The sequence below is a fragment of the Pseudomonas sp. NDM genome (assembly GCF_003105095.1).
GTDB lineage: Bacteria > Pseudomonadota > Gammaproteobacteria > Pseudomonadales > Pseudomonadaceae > Aquipseudomonas > Aquipseudomonas moraviensis_A.
The window spans coordinates 26,265-48,902 of sequence record NZ_QETJ01000008.1; the positions used below are offsets into that span (position 1 = coordinate 26,265).

Sequence of the window (22,638 nt, forward strand, 5' to 3'; positions counted from 1 at the left end):
TTTGCTCGTTATAGGGTTGCGACATGCTGTTGATAGCGTTCGTAGGCCTGCTGGAACGCCGCGACATTGGCGGCAATCGGCAGGGTTTCACTGCGCGCGTCGAGTTTCACGCAGCGTTCGCACAGAGCGGCCAGGGAGACATCGTCACCGTTCAAACGCAACGCGCACCACGCTGCCTGAATCGCTGCGCCCAGTGCGGCGGCTTCGCTTTGTTCGGTGCAGATCACCGGGGCGTTCATGATGTCGGCGACGATCTGCCGCCACACCGCGCTCTTCGAGCCGCCGCCGATCAGGCAGATGCGCAGGCTTTGTAAACCATTCTGACGGAGCAAATCCAGCCCGTAGCGCAAACCGAAGGTGGTGCCTTCGACGGCGGCGCGGCACAGATTGGCCCGGGTCAGATTGTCCATGGTCAGCCCGTGCAGGCTGCCGGTGGCGTGGGGCAGGGCGGGGACGCGTTCGCCGTTGAGAAACGGCAGCATGCTCACGCCTTCGGCACCGATCGGCGACTGCGCGACCAATTCATTGAAGGTCTGCAGATCGAGCTTGAACAATTCACGAATCGCGCCGGTGGCGTTGGTCAGGTTCATGGTGCAGATCAGCGGCAGCCAGCCACCACTGGACGAGCAGAACGTGGCCACCGAGGCATCGGCGCTGACCTTCGGCGCGTCGGAAAAGGCGTAGACCGTGCCGGACGATCCGAGGCTCATGGTGATCGCGCCGGGCTGGATATTGCCGGTGCCGATGGCGCCCATCATGTTGTCGCCACCGCCGCTCGAAACGACTGCGTTGGGGTTGATGCCGAGTTGCTCGGCAATCGCTGGCAGGAGGGTGCCCACGGCGGCGTGCGCGTCGATCAGCTCCGGCAGCGCGGTTTGCAAACGGCCGCTGGTGTCGATGTCGCGCAGGATCTGCAAATCCCACTGACGCGTGCGTACGTTGAAATAACCGGTGCCGGACGCGTCGCCGTATTCGCTGCAGGCGCGGCCGGTAAGCCAGTAGTTGAGGTAGTCGTGGGGCAACAGAATGCGCGCGATACGTGAGAAGACTTCCGGATGCTGCTCTTTGGTCCAGAGCAGTTTCGATACCGTGTAGCCCGGCGCAATGACCACGCCGAGGCGTTCCAGCGAACCTTGCTCACCGCCCAGTTGCGCGAGCAAGCGGTCGTTTTCCGGCGTGGTTTCGGTATCGCACCAGAGCTTGGCCGGGCGCAGCACTGCGCCTTGCTCGTCGAGCAGAACCAGACCGTGTTGCTGCCCGGAGACGCCGACGCCGAGAATCGCCTGACCGTCGACATTGGCCGCCTGCAATGCCTGGCGAGTGGCGCTGACGAAAGCGTCGAGCCACTGCTGGACGTCTTGTTCGCGGCGGCCATTGGCGCCGCTGATCATCGTATGGGGCGCCGCGCCCAGACCGAGCACCTGACCGCTGTCGGCATCGAGGATGATCGCTTTGGTGCCTTGGGTGCCGCAGTCGATACCCAGGAAGAGCTTTGTTGTTGTCATGTATGGGCCTGTCAGATTGCGCTGAAGATCAAGAGCTACCCCCTCACCCCAGCCCTCTCCCCCAGGGGGGCGAGGGGGAAAGGGAGCAGATTGTCATGCTTTTCAAACTCTTTATTCGACTCGGAATTTCAGGTCGATGAATAACGGAAGAACCCCGCGGTCGGTCCCCTCTCCCCCCGGGAGAGGGCTAGGGTGAGGGGCTTTTCAGCCGAGCACCCGTTCCAGAGTCCGCGAAACCCCAACCTCGCGCAGACTCTGGCAGCACCATTCGAACGCCGCAACAAACTCCGCCGAATTCGCGATCGCCGTGCCGAAAATCTCTTCCACGCCCAGTAGGCGTTCGCTGATCAACTCATCGTCCGCGACCAGTCCCTGACAGAAAGCCGCTCGCGGATCCGGAATCGAATACGTATCGCCGTTCTCGTCCACGCCCTTCAAATACAAGGCCCACGCCGCGACGACCAGTGCCGCGCGTTTGGTCTCTTTGCCATCGGCAATCAACCGATTGATCGTCGGCACGGTGAATTTGGGAAACTTTGACGAGCCATCCGAACACACCCGCTCAAGCTGATCGGCAATCGCCTGATTGGAAAACCGCGCCACCAGCGTGTCCTTGTACTCGCTCAGATCGATGCCCGGCACCGGCGCCAGTTGCGGCGTCACATCCAGGTCCATATAGGTGCGCATGTACCGCACGAACAGCGGGTCGTTCATGGTCTCGTGGACGAAGCGATAACCCTTGAGAAAGCCCAGATACGTCAGCGCCAGGTGACTGCCGTTGAGCAGTTTGATTTTCATCTCTTCGTACGGCGACACATCGTCGGTGAACTGCACCCCGACCTTTTCCCATGCGGGGCGGCCGTTGACGAACTTGTCCTCCAGCACCCACTGCACAAACGGCTCGCAGACCACCGGCCAGGCATCGTCAACGGCGTGTTTGTCGGCCAGTTGCAGGCGATGTGCGGTGCTGGTCATCGGTGTAATGCGGTCGACCATGGCGTTGGGGAAACTGACGTTCTGCTCGATCCACCCGCGCAGTTGCGGATCACGCAGGGCGGCGAAGGCCAGCAGCGCCTTGCGAGCGACCGCGCCGTTGTGCGGCAGGTTATCGCAGGACATCACCGTGAACGCCGGAAAGCCCGCCGCTCGGCGTTTGGCCAGTGCGGCGCAGAGGAAACCGAACACGGTGCCCGGCGCTTCGGGATGGGCCAGGTCGTGTTGAATCTGCGGCAGATGTGCCATGAACTCGCCGTTGCTGTCGTCGATGCAGTAACCGCCCTCGGTGATGGTCAGGGAGACGATGCGGATCTGCGGTTCGGCCAGTTTGTCGATCAGCGCCTGTGCACCATCTTCGGCGAGCAGCATGTCGCGGATGGCGCCGATGACGCGCACTTCGGTGTCGTCGCTGTCGCCCAGTTCGAACAGAGTGAACAGATAATCCTGCTCGCGCAGATCATCGCGAGCGCGGCGGTCTTCCGGGCGCAGGCCGACGCCACAGATGGCCCAGTCGAGCGCTTCGCCAGTGTTCATCAAGGCATCGGTGTAATAGGCCTGATGCGCGCGGTGGAAGCCACCGACGCCGATGTGCGCGATGCCCTGGCGTGTGTCGCCGAGGTCGTAGCCGGGCAGTTGCACTTCGGCGGCGAGGCGATTGAGGTTCTGTTGGTTGAGTTTCATCGGATAGTCTCGAAATCAGGCGGCAGCGCGCAGTGGGCGGGTCAGCGCCACACCCTCGGCGTCGAACAGATGGCAGTGAGTCGGGTCCAGGCGCAGGTTCAATTGTTCGCCATAACGGCTGGCCAGATCGCCGCGCACGCGCATGGTCAGGGCTTCGCCGGCGCTGGTGGTGACGTGGCAGAAGGTGTCGCTGCCCAAGCGTTCGCTGACGTCGGCAGTCACCTGCAACGTGCAGTCGCCGGTTTGCGCCAGCTCCAGGTGTTCCGGGCGAATGCCCAGCGTCACCGCGCTGCCGACGCTGAGGTTGGCGGCATTGAACGGCAGGGGGATGCGCGTGCCGGCGTCCAGCGCAACTTCGCAGCTGGCGCCGTCGATGCGCGCGATCTTGCCTTTGAGGAAACCCATTTTCGGCGTGCCGAGAAAGCCGGCGACGAACAGGTTGGCCGGGTGGTGATAGAGGTCCAGCGGCGAGCCGACCTGTTCGATCCTGCCGCCGTTGAGCACCACGACCTTGTCGGCCATGGTCATCGCTTCGACCTGATCGTGGGTCACGTAGATCATCGTTGCTTGCAGGTCTTTGTGCAGGCGCAGCAGCTCCAGACGCATCTGCACGCGCAACGCGGCGTCGAGGTTGGACAGCGGCTCATCGAAAAGGAAAATCTTCGGGTTGCGCACGATGGCACGGCCGATCGCCACGCGCTGGCGCTGGCCGCCGGACAGCTGTTTCGGTTTGCGCTCGAGCATCGGCCCGAGTTCGAGAATGCGCGCCGCTTCGCCGACCTTGCGCTCGACCTCGGCTTTCGGCACGCCGGCCAGATCGAGGGCGAAGGACATGTTCTTCTTCACGGTCATGTGCGGATACAGCGCGTAGGTCTGGAACACCATCGCCAGATCACGCTTGGCCGGGCTGACTTCAGTAATGTCGCGGCCGTCGAGTTCGATGGTGCCGCCGCTGACTTCTTCCAGCCCGGCGATCAGCCGCAGCAGGGTGGACTTGCCGCAGCCCGACGGGCCGACGAAGACCACGAACTCCTTGTCGTTCACTTCCAGGTCGATGCCCTTGATGATGGAAAAGCCTTCGAAGCCTTTTTGCAGATTCTTGATTTTCAGGTTGGCCATGAGATGGGCCTCCGTGGTTTTCATTCTGTTAAGCCGGACGCGCTTTTCTGTAGGAGTGAGCCTGCTCGCGATAGCGCAATGTCCTTCAACATTGATGTCGACTGACACGGCCGAATCGCGAGCAGGCTCACTCCTACAGGGGAATGTGTTCGCTCAGGGGTATTCATTTGACGGCACCAAACGACAGCCCGCGCACCAGTTGTTTCTGGCTGATCCAGCCGAAGATCAGAATCGGCGCGCAGGCGAGGGTCGAGACTGCCGACAACTTGGCCCAGAACAGACCCTCGGGGCTTGAGTACGAGGCGATCAACGCAGTCAGTGGCGCGGCATTCGACGAGGTCAGGTTCAGCGACCAGAACGCCTCGTTCCAGCACAGGATCAGCGACAGCAGCACGGTCGAGGCGAGGCCGCCCTTGGCGATCGGCAGCAGCACGCGCACCATTTCCTGCCACAGCGTCGCGCCGTCAAGCCGGGCGGCTTCGAGGATGTCTTTGGGAATGTCCTTGAAGTAGGTGTAAACCATCCAGACCACGATCGGCAGGTTGATCAGCGTGTAGATCACGATCAGCGCAATGCGCGTGTCGAGCAGGCCAAAGCTCTTGGCCAACAGATAAATCGGCATCAGCACGCCCACCGGCGGCAGCATCTTGGTCGAGAGCATCCACAGCAGCGTGCCTTTGGTGCGCTGGGTTTCGTAGAACGCCATCGAGTAGGCCGCCGGCACCGCGATCAACAGACACAGGGCGGTGGCGCTGAAGGAGATCACCACCGAATTCCAGGCGAAATTGAAATAGTCGCTGCGCTCGTTGATGTGCAGGTAGTTCTCCAGCGTCGGTGTGAAGATGAACTGCGGCGGCGTGGCGAAAGCGTCGATTTCGCTCTTGAAACTGGTCATCACCATCCAGAAGATCGGGAAGAAAATCACGATCGCGATGGCCCAGGCCAGCGTGCCGAGCAGCAGGCTTTGCAGGCGGCGGGATTGTTGGAGCGTCATGGCAGGCCTCACGCTTTGTCAGTCAGGTTTTTGCCGATCATCCGCACCAGAATGATCGCGGCGATGTTGGCGATGACCACGGCAATCAAACCGCCCGCCGAAGCCATGCCGACGTCGAACTGCACCAGCGCCTGGTTGTAGATCAGGTAGGCGAGGTTGGTCGAGGCGTAGCCGGGGCCGCCATTGGTGGTGGTGAAGATTTCCGCGAATACCGAGAGCAGGAAGATCGTTTCGATCATCACGACCACGGCGATCGGCCGTGCCAGATGCGGCAGCGTCAGATGCCAGAAGATCGCGATCGGGCCGGCACCGTCCAGGCGTGCGGCTTCCTTCTGTTCCTGATCCAGCGACTGCATCGCCGTCATCAGAATCAGGATCGCGAAGGGCAGCCATTGCCACGAAACGATGATGATGATCGACAGCAGCGGGTAGTGCGCCAGCCAGTCCACCGGTTGCGCGCCGAACAGCTTCCAGATGTAGGCGAGGATCCCCGAAACCGGGTGGAAGATCAGGTTCTTCCAGATCAGCGCACCGACCGTGGGCATGATGAAGAACGGCGAAATCAGCATCACTCGCACCAGACCGCGACCCAGAAATTCGCTGGCCTCCAGCAACGCGCTGATCAGCACGCCGAAGACCACGCTGATCAGCAACACGCTGCCAACCAGCAACAACGTATTGGTCGCACCGGGCATGAAACCCGAATCGGTAAGGAAATACGTGAAGTTCTCAAGCCCCACGAATTCGTTTTCGCCGGGGTAGAGCAGGTTGTAGCGGATCATCGAAAAGTACAGGGTCATGCCCAGCGGCACGATCATCCACAGCAGCAAGAGTGCCACCGAAGGACTGACCAGAAACCAGCCTGGGTTGCGCACCCGAAGCTTGCGCTGGGGTGGCGACAGATCGATGTGGGCTTTGGCAGTTGAAGTATTCATGGCAGTAACCGATTCGACAGGCGAATGAAGATCCCCTGTAGAAGTGAGCCTGCTCGCGATAGCGCAATATCATTCAACGTTGATGTCGACTGACACGGCCTAATCGCGAGCAGGCTCACTCCTACAAAGCAGGAGCAAGCTTTGCGGATTACTTCGGATAACCCGCGCGCTTCATCTCACGTTCCGTGGTCTGCTGCGCCGCTGCCAGCGCCTGATCCACCGTGGTCTGGCCGATCAGCGCGGCCGAGAACAGCTTGCCGACCTGGGTGCCCACGGCCTGGAATTCAGGAATGGTCACCAGCTGAATGCCAATGTACGGCACTGGTTTGAGCGTCGGCTTGCTCGGGTCGGCGGCCTTCAACGACTCCAGCGTCACTTTGGCAAACGGCGCGGCGCTCATGTACGCGTCGCTGTAGGTCGAAGCGCGGGTGCCCGGTGGCACGTTGGCGATGCCATCGGTCTTGGCAACCAGTTCGCCGTACTCTTTGGAAGTGGCCCACGCGCTGAAGGTTTTCGCCGCATCCTTGGCCTTGGAGCTGGTCGGAATCGCCAGCGCCCACGAATACAGCCACGCCGAGCCTTTGTCGGTGACCTGATGCGGGGCGAAGGTGAAGCCGACGTGATCGGCGACCTTGCTCTGGGTCTTGTCGGTGACGAACGAGCCGGCGACGCTGGCATCGACCCAGATCGCGCATTTGCCACTGTTGAACAGGGCGAGGTTTTCGTTGAAACCGTTGCTGGATGCGCCCGGCGGGCCGGATTTCTTCATGGTGTTGACGTAGAAATTCAGCGCATTTTTCCATTCCGGCCCGCTGAATTCCGGTTTCCACTGCTCATCGAACCAGCGCGCGCCGTAGGCGTTGGCGACCGTGGTGACCAACGCCATGTTTTCGCCCCAACCGGCCTTGCCGCGCAGGCAGATGCCGTATTGCTCTTTGTCTTTCTGGGTGAGTTTTTCCGCGAAACCGGCGATCTCTTCCCAGGTCGGACGCTCCGGCATGGTCAGCCCGGCGTCCTTGAACAGGTCGGTGCGGTAGTAGGTGATCGAACTCTCTGCGTAGAACGGCAGCGCATACAGCGAACCTTTCACCGACAGGCCTTCGCGCACCGAGGGGAAAACGTCGTCCAGAGCGTAACTGGCTGGCAGATCCTTCATCGGCTCGAGCCAGCCCTTGCCCCCCCAGAGTGCCGCTTCGTACATGCCGATGGTCAACACGTCGAACTGTCCGCCCTGGGTGGCGATGTCAGTGGTCAGGCGCTGACGCAGGACGTTTTCTTCCAGCACCACCCAATTGAGCTTGATGTCCGGGTGCTCGCTCTCGAAGGTCTTCGAGAGTTTTTGCATGCGGATCATGTCGCTGTTGTTGACGGTGGCGATGGTCAGGGTCTGGGCGCCAAGGCTGACGCTGCTGAGGGTCATGCAGGTGAGAGCGAGCAGAGCTTTTGCAGTGGGTTGCATCGTGCACTCCTTTTCTGACACCCGTCGGGGCAGAAGGACAGTTATTGTTTTTGTGTCTTCCGAATGCAGGAAGAATCTGCGCTGATTACAGCCTTCAATGGCAGGACTGACAAATCATCCCTAGCACTTTTGTTGATACTTTTTTGCACTGGGGTTTGCTTGGGGGAACGCAGGGAAGGGGTTTTGCGCGAGGGAGCGTTAGCGAATGCGTACAGATTTCTGATGCCAACACAGCCCCTGTAGGAGTGAGCCTGCTCGCGATAGCGGTGTTTCACATTGCAAATGTGTTGGCTGACTCAGCGCCATCGCGAGCAGGCTCACTCCTACAGGGGCTTTGTTTATCAGCCGTGGTTTTGTTCTGTCAGGCGCTGCACCGCCAGCCGTCGATAGTGCGTAGGCGTCATGCCCTTGAGCTGCTGAAAGCGCCGATTGAAGTTGGAAATATTGTTGAAGCCCGACTCGAAGCACACCTCAGTCACCGGTTTGTCGCCGTCGGCCAGCAGTTCACAGGATTTGCTGATGCGCAGGCGATTGACGAACTCGATGAAATTGCGTCCGGTGGCCTGTTTGAACACTCGACTGAAATAGGTCGGCGTCATGCCCAAGTGTTCGGCCACCTCTTCCAATGAAATATCTCGGGCGTAGTGACTGAAGATGTAATCGACCGCACGGTTGGTGCGGTCGATGTTGTGTTCGTCGGCCAATTGCGGCGTGGTGGCGCCGGACAGCAACTGGAAGTCGTCACTGGCCGCGAGCAGTTCCATCAGGATGAAAAAGTGCCCGAGGCGGGTGATGCCGCTGCTGTCGGCGATGCGTTGCATCAGCGTCATGGCCTGGCGGATCGTGCGTTTGCAGCGGAACTCGATGCCGTATTGCGCACGCTCAAGCAGCGGCGCGAGACTTTTCAGTTCAGCGAAAACCTGGTGCCCGCTTTCGAATAATTCGTCGGTAAAGTTGACGAGCATGTCGCGTTTCTCGACCACTTCATCTTCGGCGACCTGGCTGATCCAGTTGTGCGGCAGGTTGGGCCCGGTGAGAAACAGGGTTTCCGGATAGAAGTTGCCGATGTAGTCGCCGATGAACACCTTGCCGGAACTGGCGACGATCAGGTGCAGTTCGTATTCCTTGTGAAAATGCCAGCGCACAAGCGGGCAGGGGAAGCCGTGCTGGCGATAGATGATGGACAAACCGTTATGGTCGTCCATCAACTCGTAGGAAGGATCGGTCACGCGAGCGGTTCGGGTCATGACGGGCACTTTTTTATTATCGCTGCGCGATCATGCCTCGTTTTTCGACATTTGTGCCACTTCTGCACGGTCGCCCGTTTACGCCGCTTGGTTGAGCTTGGCGCGAGCCTTTTGCAGGTTGGCCATCTGGCAGAAACGCACGATGTGCGAGTTTTTGATGAAGTCGAAATTGATGATGTTGCACTTGCGCGCCCAATCCGACTGAGCCGGGTCGAACCAACTGTCGAGACTGTCGAGGATTCGCTGCGGGCCGCCGAGGGTGTAACTGGTTGCCGACAGCGACCACGGGCGAAGCGTACTGACGGCTGTGCTCAATACGTTGGTGATATAGCCATGCAGATCCGAGGTACTGACGTGCGATTGACCGATCCATTTGTGATTGATCTGGCTGTAGAAACGATAGTCCCGCGTGTCCCAGGTCATCGGCGCGGCCACCATGATGCGTTGCAACGGATTGATGGCTTTTAGTTGGCCCAGCGTCAGATGCAGATTGTCGGTGGGAATCAGTCGCTCACCGAGGTTTTCCACTAACGCCGCTTTGAATTCCGCGTGATTGAATGGATCTTTAGCGCCGGAAAGTTCATGAAAGTCGAGGATGATGAACTCATCCGGACTTCTTTCATAAAATCCCTTCACGTCCCGTATAAGGTCTTCGAGAGTTCGTGAAGAGGTATATCCATTGTGGTGGAAGCGGAATTTGGCCAGTTGGTTTGCTTTGTTGTCGTAAACGAGGCGCACGTCGAGTGCGCGCGCGCCGCGATTCAACTGCGAATAAAAGGAAACGTCCTGACAGGCAAGCCAGTTTTTCCCGGGAATCAGCGCGTAAGAGGCATCCCAGTCACAGCCGGCGTTATGCGCACCGGGCAGAGTCATTTCGAAGAGTGAAAGATTGTCAATGTCTGGCGCGTCAGCCATCCACTGATAGGTTTGAATGTTGTCGAAGTTTTCCATGTTGCATATCCTGCGAATGAAGTTAATGAAAAAGTTGCGCGCAGGATGTTTATAAGCATATTCAACGGGTCGAGAAAGTGTGCTTTTAATGCAAGTGATGTAGTTGGAGCAATTATCAATCCGCTGGATGTAATTGGTTCTTGGCCTCAATCCATTGAGCCATGTACTGGGTACTTTTCAGTGTGTGGTGTCGTAACATGGCACCAGTAAAGTTATTGTTTCTAAGTTGTGCCAGGTTTTGTCGGCAATCGTTGATCCTGTCGATCAGACGAGGGGCGTGCACGCTGCGCTGATAACGCTGCTGCAAAAGTGTCGACGCCTCAATCTGCGCTTGCTGCCAGCGCAGCGGATTTTCGTACAGTTGCACGGCCTGTTCGGCAAAGCTGTTCGCGTCGAGGGCAACGGCTCCTGGCCACGGCGTGTCGCCATGCATGGCTTCGGCGCCAATCGGCGTGGTGACACTGGGCGTGCCGCACAGCATGGCATCAAGCAGTTTGCCCTTGATGCCGGCGCCAAAGCGCAACGGTGCCAGGCAGACTCGGGCTGCAGACATCACCTCGAGGGCATCTTCGGCCCAGTCCATGATGTGAAAGCCTTGCGCGGGATTGTGCAGCGCTGTGGCCTTGGGCGGCGTATAGGCACCATAGACATGCAGTTGCGCGCGAGGCAGCCGCGCGCGGATCAGCGGCCACAGGGTGGTTTTCATCCAGAGCACGGCGTCCCAGTTCGGCGCGTGGCGGAAGTTGCCAATGCTGAGGAAATGCGCGCGTTCGGCGAAGCCTGGCAGGGCGGTTTCCGGAAGATCGATCATCAGCGGACACCAGTGCAGGATTTGCCGTGGCAGGCCGAATTGCCCTGCGAGCAAGTCGATTTCGACTTCGGAAATCATCAGATTCAAGTCACACCGATACAGCGCAGCGATTTCCCGTTTGGCCAGATCGGTGCCGGCCATCAACTGGAATTCTTCGTGCAATGCCGGTGCAAACAGCCCGGTGAAATCAGTCTGCTCGTCGTTGCTTTTCAGCCGGTCCTTGAGGCGCTGATGACGCGCATGACGCAGGCTTTGCAGATCAGAAGTTTCCAGGATACGCAGGGCGTCCGGACAGTGTTTCTCCACGCGCCAGCCAAACTGTTCTTCCATCATGAACTGATCGAACAGCACGATATCCGGCGCCAGCGCGCTGATGAACGCGTCGAAACTGCTGTTGTTGAGCTGAATCGGCACTTCCTCAATGCCCATCGCTGTCAGGTCAGCCTTGTGCTCACCCGGGCCGGCCGGGCTGCTGAAGGTGACTTTCCATCCTTGCTCCAGGAACGTCTCGAGGATCTGCATGACATGCCCGCTGGCCGCTGAGGATCGGGGCTCGGGCCAGACGTAGCCGATGACCAGAACTTTGGTGTTATGCGAATGGCTCACGACTGATCCTCTGACCCATGGAAAAGGGTGCAATTAAATCACAGCGAGGTGATCGGATTGCACCCTGTTCACCGCCAGGCCGTTTCAGTGCTTAGCTGACGGGTTTGGCGAGATTGAGCAGCAGCGGCCCCTGCAGGAACTTGCCAGCAGCGGTGTTCCTCACGGCCTCATCGATGGTCTTCATATTGAAGCTCAAGATGGCCGGACGGGTTTGCGCTTGATCGAGCAGGGACACCGCGAGCATGTAGGACTCGGCGTTGGCCAGCGCAGGATGTTTCTGCACCAGTTTCGGCAGACTGGCCTTCACCCGGTCGTACTCGACGAATCCCTCCCGGTGCGCACTTGCATGATGTGGATTGATCAGGTTGTCCGGATGTGCCTTGCGCGCATCACGGGCCAGCTCGAGCAATCCGACGGCATCGAATTCTGCGTGATACAACTCGGGGTAGACCTTGCCGTAATACAGATCGAGGGTGTCCGGGCCACCGTGGGACATCTCATGAATCAAAACGTCGGCGACGCAACCGACGTCGTAGCGTGACGACTTGTAGAACTCGTTCAGATTGTCCGGATAGATCGACAGAAACCTGACGGCCGATTCGTCGATTTTCTCGCCGGTGCGCAGCGCCGTCTTCCAGCGCTTGTACGCCGCAGGCGACAGCGAGGCGATCACGTCCGGCTGATGGGGGCGGAACGTTACGTTACTGAAGCTGATCGATTCGAGATCCTTGCGCATGGTGCTGAAGTGTTTTGACAGATGTTGGACCACTTCATCGGAATCGTTGCCGAATACATGCTTGAGCACCGCGCTGATGTCGTCGTTGGATGACCGCTGCGACAGCGCGCTGATGGCGTTGTCCAGTTTGGTCCGTGCACGGGGAATGGCTTTTTTCAGATAGCCCCGGGTGTAACTGAACGGCTTGAAGCGGCCGAACAGGCGCCGCAGCGGGGAGAAATTCCCGAGGTCGAGTATTTTCAGGCGCGGCCCCCAGGCGCCGCCGGTGCGGATGTTCAGCGCGTGCCAATCGTGGTTGCGCTCGAGCACTGCGATGTCGATCGCCTCGCCAAGCGCGTCGGCCCCTCGCCAGGTCGCCTGACGCACATCGCGGGTGTGGGAAAGCTTGATCCAGTCACGACCCTCAGTGCCATGCATCAATCGTCTCAATTGCACGCTGGCGCTGTGCGCGGCGTCGAGCGCGTTTTCCCCGGCAAATACGACTCCGCGCTTGACCAGACGCAAGCCCTTGCGGGCAAGGGTGGGCACGCCGTCGAGCGGGTTGATCAACGACACGGCTGCTCGGGCCACGGCTTTCGCGACCTTCAGCAGTTTGAGGGTGGTCGACCCGGTCTTGGCGATGATGCTCGCTGCCGACGCGCCAAGACCGACCAGCAGACCGATGACCGACAGGCCGTCCAGAACGCAGCCACCGATGCCTTCGGCCACACGATCGGTGCGTCCGGAACGAATGTCTTCAATGCACTGTTTGAACGGCACGATGACATTGACTGCCAGGTTCTCGACGGTTTCCCTGGTGTCGCGCCATTCTTCCAGGCCGTTGCGTACATCCAGAGCGGCATACAGCTCTTCGCGGCGGGCAACCGGATGGTTGTCCAGCACGCACTCGGCGATCTCATCCAGTTGCGCTGAGAAGAACAGCGGAACCGCGCGCACATCGGTCGCTTCGAGTTGCAACTGCCAGAGCTTTTCAACCACCACTCTGGATGTCACGCCCTGACGTGGTTCGCTGCCTTCGCGGTAGGCGGCGTAATCCAAGGGCCACTCGCTGGCTTTGTTTTTGTCCTGGAAATCGTATTTGCTGCCGGTATACGAGAGGGTCGGACGCTGGTTGAGCAGGCCGCTGTCTTGCAACCGGACCGCCAGATCGGGACGCTCGCAGCAGAGGCCGCGCAGCGTGAACAGTTCGTAGGCGCGGACCTGATCGCCGTGGGTGCAGCACAGAATGATCCCGTAACGCCCGTTGGCTTCATCCCGCTGGATTTGTGTTTCCTGATTCGGATTGAGTGGATTGACTTCTTTCCTGACGGTGTAAAGAGTCATTTTTCCGCGGGTCAAGGCGAGACGATCGCGCTCCGGCATTTGCGTGATCGCCATTTTGATCAGTGACGACAAGCCCTCGCGCACGTTCTCGTAGTAACGATCAAACGCCTGTTCAAACAGTGGCAACGGCGATTGCAGTTCGGCCAGGCGGGCGAAAGCATCGGCTGGGGGGTGGAAGTTATCGCGGGTCTTGAATTTGTCCGACAGCTGTCCGTCCTCAACCAGATCCCCGGAAAGATACAGATCGAGAATCGACAGGCGCATGCGCAGCAGACCATTGATTGCGTATTCGTTGTTGTCAGTGGCACTGGCGAGGAAGTCCCAGAACTCGCTGAGGATTCCCGCTGGATGCGCAGCCTTGAGACCTTCCAGCCAGCTACGTTCGCCGAAACTGTCCAGGTACTTTATTTCGAAGGCCTGCTGTTCGAGATAGGGGCCGGCGGGCATCACTTCCTCCAGTGCCCGCAAGGCGATTTTGCGCCGGTCGGGGGGCGCGCTGGACAACCCGGTCTCAGATTGGGCAAGGGCTCCCATGTAGCGCGAAAAATACGCGCTGGCCTTGATCACCGCTGCCTTGTCGTAGTCCTTGGCACTGCGGTAGGGGATAACCCCGGTCAGTACCGCCCAGTCCACCACCGCCGCGATCGCTGCCGTTTCGTACAGCTTGTCGAGCTCGGGGGAGGCCGGAGTCAGTTCGGAAAACGTCTTGAGTTGCGCAAATGTCATGGCGCGCGTGCTGCCAGGGGCGGCGTGTTCGATGACCGCGACGGTCTGGCGAACAGTTACCCAGCCAGGCTTGTCCAGCGTCAGCCCGGGCGGGATCTGTCCGATCAGCAGCTCCGGAGCTCCGCCCGCCAGTAACAGATGCGCTGCCAGTGGGGCGTTGTGCGCTTCGCTCAGGCCTTGGTCAACCAGATGCTGTTCGAACAAGACGCGTACTTGCGCGGCGCTTCGTCCGGCATTCGCTGGCTGATAGAAGTCATAACCCGCGACAAGGGGTTGATCGGACCGCAATTGCATGTCGATGATCAGCGCCGCCAGCACCAACTCGTCGAGCTGGCGATCGCGGACGTCCGGGTCATCGGCTTCCAGATGCCAGCCGAGCCGCTCATGCAACGTGGCTCCGAGTGCGCGAGCGGTCTTGCCACGCAGGAAGTTTTGCAGAAACTTGTCTGCGTGCTCGCGTATGTCCGGCGCCGGGATCAGGTTGAAGTTGGCGAACGCCAGTGCCTGCAACAGGCTAGTCGCACCTCGGGTCAACTCATGCACGGTATGGGTGATGACGTGGCGGTCTGTGATCGATAAATGAAACGGCGAGGATTGATCGGCGTGGAGCAGTTCGTGGTAATCGCCCAGGATGGGTGGCTCAGGCAGTTCGAAGGCCAGCCATTCGATCAATGACCTGGTCTCGCCAATAGTGGTCGGCACGTTATAACCGTGGAAACTCAACCACTGCACTATGCCGATCACTTGGCCGGAATAAACCACCCCGCCAATGCTTTTTGCCAGATCGGCAAGCATGTTGACTTCTTCGGAAAAGATTGACGTTTGCGCGCTATCGAATGCAACGCTGAACCGATGGGATTCAAACTCCGAAGCATAAACAATGAAAATGCTGGCGTTGGCGTCAACCCCTAGCTGGATATCAGCGGCATACGAGTGTTTGCGTAATAGCTGAGCAAACTCGGGGGCCTCGATCATTGTTTCAAAGGCATTGCGTGCCGGCTCACAGCGTACATCAAAACTGCTGCCGATAACCCTGGGTATGAAACGATCCTGCACATTGAATACGCTGCTGGAAGGCAGGGAGGCGCTTGCCGAGTAATCACCGGCAGAGACACTGAATTCACTCGCTTCAAGAGCTTTGGCAAGCGCCCCGGCAATAAGGGCGCGTTCCTGTTTGTTGTATGCGGAGCGATCGACGGCGGCAGGCACGTCGGATGAGATGAACTGCATGGCTCTATCCTGAATGAATATGGAAAGTTCCTTGGCGGTATTCGTTATTTATTAACGTGGCCAAAGTTCATTCAGGATAGAGATGCAGCTCGGATAATGGCGGTGATAGTTGATTACCGGGTGTTATCGGATATGACAAGTTGCTTCCAGTGAAACAACTATCAGGATTTTTTCAGGATGCTTTTGACTTTGTCGCGCAATTGATCGATGGAAAACGGTTTGCCGATGGCATGCATGTCGGCGGGCACCGGAATATTTTCGGCATAACCGCTGGCAAACAGGATGGGCAGAGCAGGGCGCAGTTCCCGCGCCCTGTCAGCGAGTTCGCGGCCATCCATGCCAGGCAGGCCATGGTCGGTCATCATCAAATCGATCTGCTCGCCAGCGTTCGCGAGAATCTTGAGTGCCGCATTACCGTCTTCAGCCTCCAGCACAGTGAATCCCAGCTCCTCAAGCACATCCACGATGAGCATGCGCACGATGTTGTCATCTTCTACGACAAGGATGGTGGAGGCATTGGCAGACATGGCGGGACTCTCAAAAATTGAAATCGGGGGATACCGGGTGATCGAAATTGCCGGGCTCTTGCATGAGTAAGTGGCGCATAGCCACAAGTTCCCAGGCTGATACAAAAAAGAACACGTACGTGCGGTGCGGCAAGGATAACCGTTGGCGTCGTCCAATGCGCAGGCGTGCGTAGGAAAATGCCATCAAATGTGTGAGAAAAATGGATCCATGCCAGGGTTTTGGGGCAAACTCTCGGGTTTTCAACAGTTCGACAAGGCTGCCCCATGTCCTCTCCGTCCTCGGTTGATGAACAACGGTTCCGCAAACTCCTGAGTCGCAACGTCAGCCTGCCGCTGGGCGTCGGCGTGCTCAGTGCGGTGTTTTTCGTCTCGCTGATCACTTATTTGCTGTCCGTCATCCAATGGGTCGAGCACACCGACCGGGTGATCAATAACGCCAATGAGGCGGTGAAACTCACCGTCGATCTGGAAACCGGCATGCGCGGTTATCTGCTCAGCGGTGACGAGCACTTCCTCGACCCATATGAAATCGCCAAACCGCGTATCGATGTCGCCCTCCATACGTTGCTGGAGCTGACCGCCGATAATCCGGTGCAGACCGATCGCCTGCGGCGTTTGCAGGCGTTGCAGGTGGAGTGGGCCAATTACGCGCAGTCGATGATCGATCTGCAGCGCAGCAGCGGCGATTATCGCGGTGCGGTCAAGGCCGGGCGGGGCAAGCGCCTGACCGATGAAATTCGCAAGCAGTTCGAAGACGTCATCGAGACCGAGCAGGTGCTGCGTGCCACACGCAACGAAGACGTGCGCCGCACTACGATCTGGAGCATCACGCTTTACCTGATCTTCATCGTCGGTATCAGCGGGTTGCTGGCTTACATCGGTCGACGGGACCTGGTCAATCTCTCGACCAATTACAGCGCCAACCTCGCTGCGCAACAGGCCAGCGCCGAGCGTCTGGAGAAACAGGCGTGGCTGCGTAACGGCCAGACACAATTGGCCGAGCAGGTGCTGGGGCAACTGACGCTCAATCTGCTGGGGCGCAACATCCTGCAATTCTGTGCGCAATACCTCGGCACCGCCGTCGCCGCTCTCTATGTGCGCGAAGAGCATGGCGGCCTCAAGCGCGTCGCTACTTACGGCTTCTCACGCGAGCAGGAAGAGCTGAATCAAACGATTTACAGTGGCGAGGGCATCGTCGGCCAGGTCGCAGAACAAGCACGCTTGATCCGTCTCGATTCGGTCCCGGCCGACTATTTCAAAGTCAGCTCCGGCCTCGGCGCCGGCCTGCCGCACAGTGTGCTGGTGGTGCCGACCAGCGATGACGACCGGGTCAACGGTGTGATCGAACTGGGTTTCCTGCGTCCGCTGAGCGAGCGCGACATCGAGCTGCTGGAGCTGATTGCCGGCAACATCGGCACCTCGATCGAAGCAGCACGCTACCGTCAACGTTTGCAGGAAGTGTTGGCCGAAACCCAGCAGCTCAATGAAGAGCTGCAAGTGCAGCAGGAAGAGCTGAAGACTGCCAACGAAGAGCTGGAAGAGCAGTCGCGGATTCTCAAGGAATCCCAGGCGCATCTGGAAACCCAGCAGGTGGAGCTGGAGCAGACCAACGAGCAGCTCGCCGAACAGCGCGATGCGATGGACAAGAAAAATACCGAACTGAATCAGGCGCAGATCCAGCTCGAAGAGCGTGCCGAAGAGCTGCAACGCTCGAGCAAGTACAAGTCCGAATTCCTTGCCAACATGTCCCACGAACTGCGCACGCCGCTGAACAGTTCGCTGATTCTGGCCAAGCTGCTGGCGGAAAACCCGCAGCAGAATCTGTCGGCGGAACAGGTCAAGTTTGCCGAATCGATCTACTCGGCGGGCAACGATCTGCTCAACCTGATCAACGATATTCTGGATATTTCCAAGGTCGAGGCCGGCAAGCTCGAAGTGCTGGCCGAAAACACCCGCGTCGATCGTTTGGTCGACGGCTTGCGCTCGATGTTCGAGCCGTTGGCCGCCGATAAGAAACTGGCCTTCAGCGTCGAGGTTCAGCCGGACGCGCCAGCCTTGCTGTTCACCGACCGCCAGCGCCTGGAACAGGTCATCAAGAACCTGCTGTCCAACGCGATCAAGTTCACCGAGCACGGCGCAGTCAGTCTGACCATCACCGCGCAGCCGAACGACCACATTGCCTTCAGCGTCAAGGATTCCGGGATCGGCATCGCCGCCGATCAGCAGGAAAGTATCTTCGAGGCGTTCCGTCAGGCGGATGGCACCACCAACCGCAAGTACGGCGGCACCGGTCTGGGCCTGTCGATCTCGCGAGATCTGGCGACACTGTTGGGCGGTTCGATCAGCGTCGACAGCGTACCGGGGCAGGGCAGTACATTCACCCTGGTGTTGCCGCGTCAGTACCACGAATTCGGTGACTCGCCGGCGGCGCCGCTGACCTTCCACCCGGCACCTGCGACGCCGACACCGCTTGCCGTTGCGGCGCCGGTGGCATCGGCAATTCCGGCGGTCATCCCGCGCTTCGCCGATGACCGCAACAAGGCGCCGTTCGCCACCCGCTGCATTCTGGTGGTGGAAGACGAGCCGAATTTCGCCCGTATCCTCTATGACCTGGCCCATGAGTTGGGCTACATGTGCCTGGTTGCCCACGGCGCCGACGAAGGCTACGACCTGGCCCGCGAGTTCGTGCCGGATGCGATCCTGCTCGACATGCGCCTGCCGGATCACTCTGGCCTCACCGTGCTGCAACGCCTGAAGGAACGCGCTGAAACCCGGCACATTCCGGTGCACGTGATTTCCGTCGAAGACCGCGTCGAGGCCGCCATGCACATGGGCGCCATCGGCTACGCGGTGAAGCCGACCACCCGCGAAGAGCTCAAGGACGTGTTCGCCCGTCTCGAAGCCAAGCTGACGCAGAAGGTCAAGCGCGTGCTGTTGGTCGAGGATGACGATCTGCAACGCGAAAGCATCGCGCGGCTGATCGGCGATGAAGACATCGAAATCACCGCGGTCGGTCTGGCACAGGACGCGCTGGAGCTGCTGCGCACGACCATCTACGACTGCATGGTCATCGACCTGAAGCTGCCGGACATGCTCGGCAACGATCTACTCAAGCGCATGTCCACCGAGGACATCTGCTCGTTCCCGCCGGTCATTGTCTACACCGGACGCAACCTGACCCGCGATGAAGAGGCCGAACTGCGCAAGTATTCGCGTTCGATCATTATCAAGGGCGCGCGCTCGCCGGAGCGGCTGCTGGACGAGGTCACACTCTTTCTGCACAAAGTCGAATCGCAGCTGTCCCATGAACGGCAGAAGATGCTCAAGACCGCGCGCAGCCGCGACAAGGTCTTCGAAGGTCGCAAAGTGCTGCTGGTAGACGACGATGTGCGCAACATCTTCGCCCTGACCAGCGCACTGGAACACAAGGGCGCGGTCGTGGTGATCGGCCGTAATGGCCGCGAAGCGATCGAGAAACTTCACGAAGTCGAGGACATCGACCTGGTGCTGATGGACGTGATGATGCCGGAAATGGATGGCTTCGAAGCCACCATGGAAATCCGCAAGGATCCGCGCTGGCGCAAGCTGCCGATCATCGCGGTGACGGCCAAGGCCATGAAGGACGATCAGGAGCGCTGCCTGCAGGCAGGCGCCAACGATTACCTGGCCAAGCCCATCGACCTGGATCGTCTGTTCTCGCTGATACGTGTGTGGTTACCGAAAATGGAACGCATCTAGTGGAACGCAGCAGTTCAGCCGAGCGCAACAGCGAAATCGAATTACGCTTGTTGATCGAGGCGATTTACCTGAAATACAGCTATGACTTTCGCGACTACTCCGGCGCTTCGATCAAGCGCCGGGTGCAGCACGCGCTGAGTCAGTTCGAATGCGCGACCATCTCGGCGCTGCAGGAGAAAGTCCTGCACGACCCGACGGCGTTCATGCAACTGCTGCAACTGCTGACGATCCCGGTCAGCGAGATGTTCCGCGATCCCTCGCACTTTCTGGCGATCCGCAACGAAGTGGTGCCGCTGCTGCGTACCTATCCGTCGCTGAAGATCTGGATCGCCGGCTGCAGCACGGGCGAGGAGGTCTACTCGATGGCGATTCTGCTGCGCGAAGAAGGCCTGCTCGACCGCACGATCATCTACGCCACCGACATCAATCCGCGCTCGCTGGAAAAGGCCAAGCAAGGGATTTTCTCCATGGAAAATGTCCGCGCCTACACCGCCAATTACCAGCAGGCGGGCGGCCAGCGCTCCTTTGCCGATTACTACACGGCAGCCTATGGCTACGCGATTTTCGACAAGAGCCTGTGCGAGAACGTGACGTTCGCCGACCACAGCCTGGCGACCGACAGCGTGTTTTCCGAAACCCAGTTGATCTCTTGCCGCAATGTGCTGATCTACTTCAACAAGAAGCTGCAGGACCGGGCGTTCGGGCTGTTTCATGAATCGCTGTCGCATCGCGGCTTTCTGGTGCTGGGCAGCAAGGAAACCCTGGATTTTTCCAACTACTCGAACCAGTTCGAAGCGTTGGTCAAACAAGAACGGATCTACCGCAAACTATGAACGACACCCCGAGCCTGCCTCGCATCGAGGCTGTCGTGATCGGCGCCTCCGCAGGCGGTGTCGAAGCCTTGCTGACCCTGCTCGGGCCGCTGCGCAAAGGCTATGTGCTGCCGATCATCATCGTCCTGCATCTGCCGGAAGAGCGCCGCAGTCATCTGGCTGAAGTGTTTTCCCGGCGCCTGGCGATGCCGGTAAGAGAAGCCGAAGACAAGCAGGATATCGAAGCCGGCACGGTGTACTTCGCCACGCCCGGTTATCACTTGTCGATCGAAGCGGATCGCAGCCTGTCGCTGAGTCTCGAGGATCGCGTGCACCATTCGCGGCCTTCAATCGATTACCTGTTCGAGTCCGCCGCCGACGTCTACGGCCCGACACTCGCCGCCATACTGCTGACCGGCGCCAATCAGGATGGCGCGCGCGGGTTGGCCTGCGTCAAGCGCTGCGGCGGCCTGAGCATTGTTCAAGATCCCAAGGATGCACAAGTCGCCACCATGCCCCAGGCTGCACTGAACGTTCTGCAGCCGGATCATGTCCTACCCATTCACGGCATCGGCCGTCTGCTAGTCGAGCTGGAACGAATCGCATGCTGAGTAATATCCAAGCCAAACTGTTGATCGTCGACGATCTGCCGGAAAACCTGTTGGCGCTGGAAGCGCTGATCAAGCGCGAGGATCGCACGGTCTACAAGGCTCTGTCGGCGGACGAAGCACTGTCGCTGCTGCTGCAACACGAATTCGCCATGGCCATTCTCGACGTGCAGATGCCCGGCATGAATGGCTTCGAACTGGCCGAGTTGATGCGTGGCACCGAGAAGACCAAGAACATCCCGATCATCTTCGTCAGCGCCGCCGGCCGTGAACTCAACTACGCGTTCAAAGGCTACGAAAGCGGTGCGGTGGACTTCCTGCACAAGCCGCTGGATATCCACGCGGTGAAGAGCAAGGTCAACGTTTTCGTCGATCTGTATCGCCAGAGCAAGGCCATGAAGCAGCAGGTCGAGGCGCTGGAGCAGGCCCGACGCGAGCAGGAAGCGCTTTTGCAACAGCTGCAAAGCACTCAGCTTGAGCTCGAGCAAGCGGTGCGCATGCGCGATGACTTCATGTCCATCGTTGCCCACGAAGTTCGCACACCGCTCAATGGCCTGATTCTCGAAACCCAGCTGCGCAAGATGCACCTGGCCCGGGACAACGCCTCGGCGTTCACCCTCGACAAGATGCAGGCGATGGTTGACCGCGATGAGCGACAGATCAAAAGCCTGATCCGCCTGATCGAAGACATGCTCGATGTCTCGCGGATCCGCACCGGCAAGCTGTCGATCCGCCCGAGTCGTTTCGATCTGGTGCAACTGGTCAGCAATCTGCTGCAGAACTTCGCCCCGCAAATGGAAGCGGCGGAGACCAGTGTGTCCTTTGAGGCGACGGCGCCGGTTGAAGGTTGCTGGGACGAATTTCGCATCGAGCAAGTGGTGTCCAATCTGCTGACCAATGCCTTGCGTTATGGCGGGCGGAGCCCGATTCAGGTGCGCGTTTATCGCGAAGGTGAAGAGGCACGGGTCGAAGTTCAGGACCACGGCATCGGTATCAGCGCCGAGAATCAGAAGCGTATTTTTCAGCAGTTCGAACGGGTGTCCGCCAAGACGGTGGTGGCCGGGCTCGGGCTGGGTCTGTTCATTTCCGAGCAGATCGTCGCCGCCCATGGCGGCTCCATCGTCGTCGAGAGTGAAATCAACGAGGGCGCCCTGTTTCGCGTTTGTCTGCCGATCCAGGAAAACGGCATATCCGACGCAACCTCTGAGTGACCACACGGTCGTATCAGCAGCTATTGACCGAACATAGGCTTCCCATGAGCGTAGATGCGCAAGATGTAGTACTCGTCGTCGAAGACGAACCGGTTATCTTGATGGTCCTGACGGATTACCTGTCAGGGCAGGGCTATCGCGTGTTGCAAGCGGAAAATGGCGAGCAGGCTTTCGAGATCCTCGCCAGCAAACCTCACCTGGACATGCTGATTACCGATTTTCGCCTGCCGGGGGGAATCTCCGGCGTGCAGATCGCCGAGCCGGCCGTCAAATTGCGACCGGACCTCAAGGTGATCTTTATCAGCGGCTACCCGCAGGAAATCCGCGAGACTGGCAGTCCGATCACCAACAAGGCACCGATTCTCGAAAAACCGTTCGATCTGGATGTGTTGCAGGAAAAGATTCAGGAATTGCTGGCCTGAT

The 22,638-nt window shown here is 59.2% G+C and carries 16 protein-coding genes; 5 read left to right on the forward strand and 11 right to left on the reverse strand.

The window, feature by feature from the left end:
* Positions 1 to 8: 8 nt before the first annotated feature.
* The 11 genes from xylB to DCO47_RS03795 all read right to left on the reverse strand — a co-directional run bounded on the left by xylB (position 9) and on the right by DCO47_RS03795 (position 15,846).
* Positions 9 to 1,505, reverse strand: a complete 1,497-nt coding sequence (xylB, locus tag DCO47_RS03740) for a xylulokinase (protein ID WP_116657483.1) — start codon at positions 1,503 to 1,505, stop codon at positions 9 to 11.
* 204 nt (positions 1,506 to 1,709) lie between these two features.
* On the reverse strand, positions 1,710 to 3,182 hold the full coding sequence (locus DCO47_RS03745) for a mannitol dehydrogenase family protein (RefSeq protein WP_065616284.1): 1,473 nt from the start codon (positions 3,180 to 3,182) through the stop codon (positions 1,710 to 1,712).
* A 15-nt stretch (positions 3,183 to 3,197) separates the two neighbouring features.
* A complete protein-coding gene (locus tag DCO47_RS03750) occupies positions 3,198 to 4,301 on the reverse strand; it encodes an ABC transporter ATP-binding protein (RefSeq protein WP_116657484.1) in 1,104 nt (367 codons plus the stop codon).
* A 163-nt stretch (positions 4,302 to 4,464) separates the two neighbouring features.
* On the reverse strand, positions 4,465 to 5,295 hold the full coding sequence (locus DCO47_RS03760) for a carbohydrate ABC transporter permease (RefSeq protein WP_116657485.1): 831 nt from the start codon (positions 5,293 to 5,295) through the stop codon (positions 4,465 to 4,467).
* Positions 5,296 to 5,303: 8 nt separating this feature from the next.
* Positions 5,304 to 6,230, reverse strand: coding sequence for a carbohydrate ABC transporter permease (locus DCO47_RS03765; RefSeq protein WP_041480415.1), 927 nt, complete (start codon positions 6,228 to 6,230; stop codon positions 5,304 to 5,306).
* A 148-nt stretch (positions 6,231 to 6,378) separates the two neighbouring features.
* The gene (locus DCO47_RS03770; RefSeq protein WP_042610085.1) at positions 6,379 to 7,689 is read right to left on the reverse strand and encodes a sugar ABC transporter substrate-binding protein; all 1,311 of its coding nucleotides are present in this window, start codon (positions 7,687 to 7,689) and stop codon (positions 6,379 to 6,381) included.
* A gap of 341 nt (positions 7,690 to 8,030) precedes the next feature.
* Positions 8,031 to 8,936 carry an AraC family transcriptional regulator gene (locus DCO47_RS03775; protein WP_064362681.1) on the reverse strand — a complete coding sequence of 302 codons (906 nt, stop codon included), beginning with the start codon at positions 8,934 to 8,936 and terminating at the stop codon, positions 8,031 to 8,033.
* A 78-nt stretch (positions 8,937 to 9,014) separates the two neighbouring features.
* Complete coding sequence (locus DCO47_RS03780; RefSeq protein ID WP_116657486.1) at positions 9,015 to 9,887, reverse strand: phospholipase; 873 nt, start codon at positions 9,885 to 9,887, stop codon at positions 9,015 to 9,017.
* Positions 9,888 to 10,002: 115 nt separating this feature from the next.
* The gene (locus DCO47_RS03785) at positions 10,003 to 11,304 is read right to left on the reverse strand and encodes a glycosyltransferase (protein WP_116657487.1); all 1,302 of its coding nucleotides are present in this window, start codon (positions 11,302 to 11,304) and stop codon (positions 10,003 to 10,005) included.
* A 91-nt stretch (positions 11,305 to 11,395) separates the two neighbouring features.
* Positions 11,396 to 15,319 carry a hypothetical protein gene (locus tag DCO47_RS03790; RefSeq protein WP_116657488.1) on the reverse strand — a complete coding sequence of 1,308 codons (3,924 nt, stop codon included), beginning with the start codon at positions 15,317 to 15,319 and terminating at the stop codon, positions 11,396 to 11,398.
* 161 nt (positions 15,320 to 15,480) lie between these two features.
* Positions 15,481 to 15,846 carry a response regulator gene (locus DCO47_RS03795; RefSeq protein WP_116657489.1) on the reverse strand — a complete coding sequence of 122 codons (366 nt, stop codon included), beginning with the start codon at positions 15,844 to 15,846 and terminating at the stop codon, positions 15,481 to 15,483.
* A gap of 264 nt (positions 15,847 to 16,110) precedes the next feature.
* On the opposite strand from DCO47_RS03795, the gene DCO47_RS03800 reads away from it, so the two are divergent.
* From DCO47_RS03800 to DCO47_RS03820, 5 genes are read left to right on the forward strand one after another with little or no spacing between them, the layout of a single operon-like run.
* Positions 16,111 to 19,584 (forward strand): response regulator, encoded by a 3,474-nt coding sequence (locus DCO47_RS03800; RefSeq protein ID WP_064362672.1) that lies wholly within the window; start codon positions 16,111 to 16,113, stop codon positions 19,582 to 19,584.
* Positions 19,584 to 20,417, forward strand: a complete 834-nt coding sequence (locus tag DCO47_RS03805; RefSeq protein ID WP_064362669.1) for a protein-glutamate O-methyltransferase CheR — start codon at positions 19,584 to 19,586, stop codon at positions 20,415 to 20,417. The genes DCO47_RS03800 and DCO47_RS03805 overlap by 1 nt, the downstream gene beginning before the upstream one ends.
* A complete protein-coding gene (locus DCO47_RS03810; RefSeq protein ID WP_042610077.1) occupies positions 20,414 to 21,007 on the forward strand; it encodes a chemotaxis protein CheB in 594 nt (197 codons plus the stop codon). The genes DCO47_RS03805 and DCO47_RS03810 overlap by 4 nt, the downstream gene beginning before the upstream one ends.
* On the forward strand, positions 21,001 to 22,215 hold the full coding sequence (locus DCO47_RS03815; RefSeq protein WP_042610076.1) for a hybrid sensor histidine kinase/response regulator: 1,215 nt from the start codon (positions 21,001 to 21,003) through the stop codon (positions 22,213 to 22,215). The genes DCO47_RS03810 and DCO47_RS03815 overlap by 7 nt, the downstream gene beginning before the upstream one ends.
* A gap of 44 nt (positions 22,216 to 22,259) precedes the next feature.
* Positions 22,260 to 22,637: a response regulator gene (locus tag DCO47_RS03820; protein ID WP_039761562.1), complete on the forward strand. Its 378-nt coding sequence runs from the start codon at positions 22,260 to 22,262 to the stop codon at positions 22,635 to 22,637.
* Position 22,638: the final 1 nt, after the last annotated feature.